The organism is Synechococcus sp. R55.2 (assembly GCF_047462075.1).
Lineage (GTDB): Bacteria > Cyanobacteriota > Cyanobacteriia > Thermostichales > Thermostichaceae > Thermostichus.
In genome coordinates this window covers 1-7,514 of sequence record NZ_JANSIH010000129.1, presented here as the reverse complement: position 1 = coordinate 7,514, position 7,514 = coordinate 1, and the positions used below count along the sequence as shown (strand labels likewise).

The window sequence follows — 7,514 nt, the reverse complement described above, 5'->3', positions numbered from 1 at the left end:
ATTCGGCCGGTGCCCCCCGGGGGTGCGGGGGCGAGGGTGCTGGAGTTGGGCTGGGGGCACTGCCGATCACCAATTGCACAAAACCCACAAAGCTAGACACCCGCGTATACACCCCATAGAAATTGGGCTGGGCGCAGCCTCTGCCAAAACTGGTGATCCCGGCCAGGGCAAAACCCCTGCCGCTGGGCACAATCAAAGGCCCACCACTATCGCCCTGACACGCATCGACTCCTCCCTGGGGAAAGCCGGCGCAGAGCATGGTATCTAAAATGGTGCCATTGTAGGATTCGGGCGCATTGCACACCGCATTGGAGACGATGGGAACGGTGGCCTGCTGCAAATCTCGGGGAAAGCCGCTGGGTTCCTCGTTGTCCAGAGCAGGGGGGAAGGTGGCTCCCCAGCCGAGGATGGTGGCGGCAGTGCCAGGGGCCGTCAGGTTGGTTTGGTTGGGCTGCACCAGCGGCAGGGTGGCCAGAGCCACTGGCCGAGAAAGGCGCACCAGGGCAATGTCGTTCCCCCCAAGTTTCCCCACCTGGGGGTTGTAGCCGGGGTTGAGGACAATTTGCGCGGCGCGAATGCGTTGACCGGCGCCGATTTGTAGGCGGTTGGTACCCAACAGCAGATCCAGATCTTGGGGATTCACCTGCCGGCCTTGATCGTCGAAAAAGCAGTGGGCAGCGGTGAGCACCCACTCCGGTGCAATCAGAGATCCCCCGCAAAACTGCGCCTGAAAAGGATCCGGCACAGCTGCCTTCAGCAAAGCCACCATCCAGGGAAAGGCCCCTTCGGGAGCAGGCCTGCCGCCCACAATCCGCTCCAGCCCCAAGCCTGAGCGCGGCGTGGTGAACACTCGCCCCGGGGGCAAAAGGGCAGTGACGCGGTAGGTGCCAGGGGGCAAGTTGGAGAAGCGAAAGTTACCGCTGGCATCGCTGACGGTGCTGGGCTCCCCCGGGTCGAGGCGGCCATTGCCGTTTAAGTCCAAAAAGGTGGCGATGCCCGGCAGCCCCGGCTCCCCCGGATCCCGCAGCCCATTGCCGTTGAGATCGTCGAAATGGGATCCCTCAATTCGTCCTGTGGGAGGAGCTGAGACTGGGGGAAGCGGGCGACTGGAACCCCCGCCGCCACAGGCGCTTATGCTCAGGGCCAGACACAACCCCAGCGGAATAGACCAAGAGCGAGCCAAGCCAAGGGGGAAATGGGATGGCGAGGGATGAGGCATGGTCAGATTCTCCAAAGCCAGCCGGTTATGCCAACCGAGTATATCCTACCGGCGAAGCCTAAAGATTGCGGAACCGGGAACGCTTCCCCCCGCGCCCGGCTCTTCCGATTTGCCCCAAGACCCAACGTGGCGATGCGCACTTTAGCCTCTTGCCGCCTGCGCAACTGGGCAGTAAAACCAGGGTGGGAGGGTGTGTGGCAGATGAATATCGCGGTCTTGGGGTTCAAAGGGGGCGTGGGCAAAACCACCACGGCGGTACACCTGGCCCTCTACCTTCAGCAAAAACAAGGGGCAGCCCCTTTGGGTGGGTCGGGGATGGCCCTGTTGATCGACGCCGATCCCAATCGCTCGGCCTCTCGCTGGGCAGAACGGGGATCATCCTTTCCTATCAAGGTATTGGCCGGGGATCCCACCACTCCCACGCCCACAGGCTTTCAGCACACGGTGATCGACACTCCTGCCCGTCCCACCCCGGAACAGTTACACGCTCTGGCGCAGCGGTGTGATCTGCTGCTTTTGCCCTGTTCCCCGGATGCCTTGGCTCTAGATGCCTTGATGCTGACCGCCAAGGCCCTAGACCGGTTGGGGGCAAAGCACTACAAGGTCTTGCTGACGCTGGTTCCCCCCTGGCCCAACCGAGATGGAGCGGAGGCCCGCAACTTTCTCAAGCAAGTCGGGATTCCTCTCTGCCACCATTCCATTCGCCGCACGGTGGCTTTTCAACGGGCTGCTCTGGAGGGGGTCTGTGTTCACGAGATCCCAGAGCCGAGAGCCAAACAAGCTTGGTCAGACTACGTTGCTGTGGGGGAGGATATCTCGTCATGAGCAAGTTTGAGCGCCTTCTCGACCGGCAGCCAGAGGGGATCCCGGCCCGACCCGCCCCGAAAAAGCTGAGCGCCCAAGCCTACAAGATTCCAGAACCCAAGCCGACCCTCGAGCAACCGGAAGCAGGCGCCAAGCCCAACAGCTCTGAGTACGTCAAATTGACGGCCTACATCCCCAAAGAGACTCACCGAGCCGTGAAGCGCATCCTGTTGGAATCGGATCAAGATCTTTCGGAGCTGATCGAGGCGCTGCTCAGCCAGTGGCTGCGTTCTCAGTCGGGAAAGGTTTGAAACCAAAATCTGGGGAAGGGGGGCATCGCGGACCCCACAGCCGCATAGGATCCCGCTGTCGGGGATCGGAGGGAGCACACAGATTCCAGATCAGAACCAGATAAGAATAAGATGAAGGGGCGTGAGGCAGGGATCCCCGAACGCGAGGTGGGGCCGTTCGCAATAGCGGGACGGAGCCTTTGGGCACGCTGCGCGAGGGGAAGTCTGTGTTGGGAGGATGTCACGCTCTTTCAGGTGCAAAGGGATCCTTTATGCAAGCCATCACCTTGCTCGGCTCCACCGGCTCGATTGGCACCCAAACTCTGGACTTGGTGGCCCAGTATCCAGAGCGTTTTCAGGTTGTTGGCCTGACCAGCTACAGCAACGTTGCCCTCTTGGCCGAGCAGGTACGGCGGTTTCGGCCCCAGATGGTTGCCATTGGCCGGGAAGAACTGCTGCCGGAGCTGCGGTCGCTGCTGACCGGGATCCGACCGCTGCCGGAGTTGGTGGCCGGAACGGAGGGGCTGTGTCAGGTGGCGGCTCACCCGGCGGCCCAGCGGGTGGTGACGGGGATCGTCGGCTGCGCCGGTTTGTTGCCAACCCTGGCGGCCATCCGTGCCGGCAAAGACATTGCCCTGGCCAACAAAGAAACCCTGGTGGCAGGGGGGCCGGTGGTGCTGCCCTTGGTGCGGCAGTACGGGGTGAACCTGATCCCCGTCGACTCTGAGCATTCGGCCATTTTCCAATGTTTGCAGGGGGTGCCGGCGGGATCCCTGCGAAAAATCTTGTTGACTGCCTCGGGTGGCGCCTTTCGGGATTGGCCTGCCGAAAAATTGGATCAGGTCACCCTGGCCGATGCCCTCAAGCATCCCAATTGGGTGATGGGGCGCAAAATCACCATCGACTCGGCTACCCTGATGAACAAGGGCCTGGAGGTGATCGAGGCCCACTGGCTGTTTGGCCTGGACTACGACCACATCGACATCCTCATCCATCCGCAAAGCATTGTCCACTCCCTGATCGAACTGGCCGATACCTCTGTTCTGGCCCAGTTGGGCTGGCCGGACATGCACCTGCCCATCCTCTACGGCCTCAGTTGGCCGGAACGCCTGGCCACCCCCTGGGATCCCCTCGATTTGGTCAAGCTGGGATCCCTTACCTTTAAGGCTCCGGATCACCGCAAGTATCCTTGCATGGAGTTGGCCTATGCCGCCGGGCGGAGGGGGGGGACGCTGCCGGCAGTGTTGAATGCAGCCAATGAAGTGGCGGTAGCCCTGTTCTTGCAGGAGCGCATCCGTTTTTTGGATATTCCCCGTCTCTTGGAGCGGGTTTGTGAGCGGCATCAAGTTATCGCCGATCCCAGCCTGGAGGATATTTTGCAGGCGGATGCCTGGGCGCGGCAGGAAACAGCGCAATTGGCCCAGCAAGCTCCGGCTCAGGTTCTGGTCTGATCCCTACCGGGGGGATCCGGCTGAGCGCTAGAGTGGGAGAGGATGCAGGGAGCAAGTGAGTGACCGGATCGGGATCCCATCTCCGACAGTTGGCCCATTATCTGCGCCCCTATCGACGACAGGTGGGGTTGGGCATTGGATCCCTGCTCCTGGTCAATGGCCTGGGGGTGTTCCTGCCCTGGTACGTCAAGCTGGTCATCGATGACCTCAGCCAGAACCTGGCCACTTTGTCGGACCGGCGCATTGCCCTTTACGCCTTGACGGTGCTGGTCGTCTCCAGCCTGATGATGGGCATTCGCATTGCCTCGCGGGTGTGGATGTTTGGGGTGGGACGGCAGGTGGAGTTTCACCTCAAGCAAGCCATCTTCGAGCATTTGCTCACCCTGCAGCCTTCCTACTTTGCCCAGCAGACCATCGGGGACATTCTCACCTGCATCACCAGCGATGTGGAAAACATCCGCCGCCTGTTGGGGTTCGCCCTGCTCAGTTTGGCCAACACGATCTTCGCCTATGCCACCACTCTGCCCGCCATGTTTGGCATTGAGCCCCGCCTCAGCGCACTGGCCCTATCGGTGTTTCCGGTGATGTTGGTCTTGGTCAAGCTGAGCAGTGCCCGCCTGCAGCAGGAGCAGCTCCAGGTGCAGCAGGAGTTGGCAGATCTGAGCGATCTCATCCAAGAAGATCTGAACGGCATCACCGTCATCAAGGTATACGGCCAAGAACAGCACGAGCAGCAGGGGTTTCGCCGCCAGAACCAGCGGCTGCTGCAGGCCAACTTACGCTTAGCCCTCACCCGCAACTTGCTCTTCCCCTCTTTGGTGGCGCTGGTCAGCCTCAGTTTGTTGCTACTGCTGGCGGTGGGGGGGCCGCAGATTGCGGCAGGGACGCTGACCATCGGGGATTTTTCGGCCCTCACCCTCTACGTGGAACGGTTGGTATTTCCCACCGCCCTGCTGGGCTTCACCATCACGGCCTACCAGCGGGGGCAGGTCAGCTTGGAGCGGATCGATGCTCTGTTGGGGGTAGAACCCACCATCCGAGACGCCCCAGGCGCTTTGCCGTTGCCTCTGGAGAGGGTGCAGGGTCGCCTCGAGGCCAGAGGTCTCGCGTTTGCCTTCGCCGGCCCTGCGGCAGCTCCGGCTCTAGAGGATTTGCACTTTTGCATAGAACCGGGCCAGATGGTGGCGGTGGTGGGGCCGATTGGGGCGGGCAAGTCCACTCTGGCCAATGCCCTTCCTCGGCTGCTGGAGATCCAGCCGGGGCAACTGTTTTTGGATGGGCGGGATATCACCCGTCTGCAACTGGGATCCCTGCGCCGGGCCATTGCCTATGTGCCCCAGGAGAGCTTCCTGTTCAGCGCCACGGTCCGGGATAACATTCGCTACGGCAAGCCGGATGCCGAAGATTGGGAGGTGGAATGGGCTGCCAAAGCCGCCCACATCCACGCCGAGATCCTCAACTTCCCCAACGGCTACGACACTCTGGTGGGAGAGCGGGGCATTACCCTCTCCGGTGGCCAGCGACAGCGGGTGGCCTTGGCTCGGGCTTTACTGGTGGATGCTCCCATCTTGATCCTGGATGACTCTCTCTCCAGTGTGGATAACCAGACGGCCCAAGCCATCCTCCGCCATCTGCGCCAGACCACGGCCCAGAAAACGGTGATCTTCATCACCCATCGCCTCACGGCTGCGGTGGAAGCCGATCAGATTTGGGTGATGGACAGGGGCCGCCTCGTGCAGAAGGGATCCCATGCCGAATTGCTGGCGGACGAGAAGGGCCTCTATGCTTCCCTGTGGGCCAAGCAGAAGCTGGAGGAGATACTGGCCTGATTTCTTCACCCCTGGCTCCTCTCCCAAGGTAAAGAGGGGATCTCGCTGGCGCTCTGGTCGGAAAGGGGGTTGAGCGGCTACCGTAAGCTGCAAAGCAGGGAGGAGTGGTGGAATGGAGACTGTTGGGATTGTTCGCGCTAGGGGTGCGGAGCGCCCTCTGTGGGAATTGCTCAGCCAAGCCGGGATCCAGCCCCGATTGGCCCAGGGATCCTTGGAGGGGGTGCAAGTTTGGAGCCTGTGTGCCGACTCCCGCCAGGTGCAGGCCGGGGATCTCTTTCTGGGGATGCCGGGATCCCGCGTGGATGGGGGTTGCTTCGTGGCCCAGGCCCTGGCGGCAGGGGCGGTGGCCGCCCTGATCTCCCAGGAGGCGTGGGAGAGCTTGTCTTCTCAGGAGTTGCTGTCGCAGCAGCCTATCCTGCTTATGCCGCGCGAGGCTCTCCCCAAGGCCGTGGCCCAGGTGGCGGCGGCTTTCTATGGTTTTCCCGCCCGTCAACTGACCTTGGTGGGGGTAACGGGCACCAACGGCAAAACCACCACCACCCATCTCATTGAACATTTGGTGCAGGCTGCCGGTCGCTCCACCGCTTTGCTGGGCACTCTGTACAACCGCTGGCCGGGCCACAGCGAAGTTGCTCCCCACACCACCCTTTTTCCGCCTGAACTGCAGCGCAGCCTCAGGGAAGCCCAGAGAGCCGGGGCGGAGGTGGCGGTGATGGAGGTGAGCTCCCATGCTCTCGCTCAAGATCGGGTGTGGGGATGTTCCTTTGCCGCTGCCGTCTGGACCAACCTCACCCAGGATCACCTGGACTTTCACCAGACGCTGGAGAACTACTGGCAGGCCAAGGCCACCCTCTTCCGACAGGAATATCTCCAAGGGCGGGCGGTGATCAACGCCGACGATGCTGGGGGACGGCGGCTCTTGCAAGCCATTCGGCCCGATCTGCAGCCCTGGGCCTACTCGCTGCAGCCTCTGGAAGGGATCCCCGGCCTCTGGCCCGGCCAAGTTCAACTGCGCCCCACCGGCCTGAGCGCGACCCTGCACACCCCTGCGGGCACGTTTGCCGTGGAGGCCCCCCTGGTGGGATCCTTCAACCTGGCCAACTTGCTGGCGGCGGTGGGGGTGGCGCTGCACTTGGGGATACCGGTGGAGACCATCCAGTCGGCTCTGCCCCATTTTCCAGGGGTGCCGGGGCGGGTGGAGCGGGTGACCCTGCCGGGGCAGGATATCGCGGTGATTGTGGACTATGCCCACACCCCCGACGGGCTGGAAAACCTGCTCAAGGCCCTGCGCTCCCAGGTGCAAGGTCAGCTTATCTGCGTCTTTGGCTGTGGGGGGGATCGGGATCGGGGCAAACGACCGCAGATGGGACGCATTGCCGCCACCTGGGCAGATCAGGTGATTGTTACTTCCGACAACCCCCGCACCGAAGATCCCCAGCAGATCCTACGGGATATTCTGGCCGGGATCCCTGGATCCCCCAGGGCGGTGGAGGTGGATCGGCGGCAGGCCATTCGCCTGGCCATCCTCGAAGCGCGGCCAGGGGATACAGTGGTGATCGCCGGCAAAGGCCACGAAGACTACCAAATCCTGGGCACCGAGAAGGTTCACTTCGACGACCGGGAAGAAGCCCGTGCCGCCCTGGCCCTGCGCCTGAACAGCCATAGCCCCTCCCGATAAACTCCTCTCTCTCTTCGGAAGAGGGGCTGGGGGTGAGGATTGCCAACAGCAAGTCAAAAGGCTTACAGTTGCCCACATGGGCTACCTAAAGATGGGCTAGACTCAGTACAACGAGAAGCACAAGCCCTATGCCTTCTTCTTCCGTGGATGTTCGCGAGCTACCCCTGTTTCCCTTGCCGGAGGTGGTACTGTTTCCGGGCCGCCCTCTGCCGCTGCACATATTCGAGTACCGCTACCGCATGA

General features: G+C 62.2%; 6 protein-coding genes and 1 pseudogene. 6 read left to right on the top strand and 1 reads right to left on the bottom strand.

Annotated elements, in window-relative coordinates:
• A partial coding sequence (locus NW838_RS04820) for a trypsin-like serine protease (protein ID WP_414427596.1) occupies nucleotides 1–1,219 on the bottom strand: 1,219 nt, incomplete at its 3' end.
• 201 nt (nucleotides 1,220–1,420) lie between these two features.
• Between NW838_RS04820 and NW838_RS04815 the strand changes: the two genes are divergently transcribed.
• The 6 genes and pseudogenes from NW838_RS04815 to NW838_RS04790 all read left to right on the top strand — a co-directional run.
• Nucleotides 1,421–2,044 (top strand): ParA family protein, encoded by a 624-nt coding sequence (locus NW838_RS04815; RefSeq protein ID WP_414427595.1) that lies wholly within the window; start codon nucleotides 1,421–1,423, stop codon nucleotides 2,042–2,044.
• Nucleotides 2,041–2,334 carry a hypothetical protein gene (locus NW838_RS04810; protein WP_011432860.1) on the top strand — a complete coding sequence of 98 codons (294 nt, stop codon included), beginning with the start codon at nucleotides 2,041–2,043 and terminating at the stop codon, nucleotides 2,332–2,334. Before NW838_RS04815 ends, NW838_RS04810 begins: the two co-directional genes overlap by 4 nt.
• A 251-nt stretch (nucleotides 2,335–2,585) precedes the next feature.
• Complete coding sequence (locus tag NW838_RS04805; RefSeq protein WP_414355823.1) at nucleotides 2,586–3,764, top strand: 1-deoxy-D-xylulose-5-phosphate reductoisomerase; 1,179 nt, start codon at nucleotides 2,586–2,588, stop codon at nucleotides 3,762–3,764.
• A 59-nt stretch (nucleotides 3,765–3,823) separates the two neighbouring features.
• On the top strand, nucleotides 3,824–5,593 hold the full coding sequence (locus NW838_RS04800) for an ABC transporter ATP-binding protein (protein ID WP_414355824.1): 1,770 nt from the start codon (nucleotides 3,824–3,826) through the stop codon (nucleotides 5,591–5,593).
• Between the two features lie 112 nt (nucleotides 5,594–5,705).
• A complete protein-coding gene (locus NW838_RS04795; RefSeq protein WP_414427594.1) occupies nucleotides 5,706–7,271 on the top strand; it encodes a UDP-N-acetylmuramoyl-L-alanyl-D-glutamate--2,6-diaminopimelate ligase in 1,566 nt (521 codons plus the stop codon).
• A 128-nt stretch (nucleotides 7,272–7,399) separates the two neighbouring features.
• A pseudogene (locus tag NW838_RS04790) lies at nucleotides 7,400–7,514 on the top strand (ATP-dependent protease); the annotation flags it as partial.

Excerpts from the sequence above, each read along its gene's own strand:
- NW838_RS04810 (WP_011432860.1), top strand. The coding sequence starts at position 2,041 with ATGAGCAAGTTTGAGCGCCTTCTCGACCGGCAGCCAGAGGGGATCCCG.
- NW838_RS04795 (WP_414427594.1), top strand. The coding sequence starts at position 5,706 with ATGGAGACTGTTGGGATTGTTCGCGCTAGGGGTGCGGAGCGCCCTCTG.
- NW838_RS04805 (WP_414355823.1), top strand. The coding sequence starts at position 2,586 with ATGCAAGCCATCACCTTGCTCGGCTCCACCGGCTCGATTGGCACCCAA.
- NW838_RS04815 (WP_414427595.1), top strand. The coding sequence starts at position 1,421 with ATGAATATCGCGGTCTTGGGGTTCAAAGGGGGCGTGGGCAAAACCACC.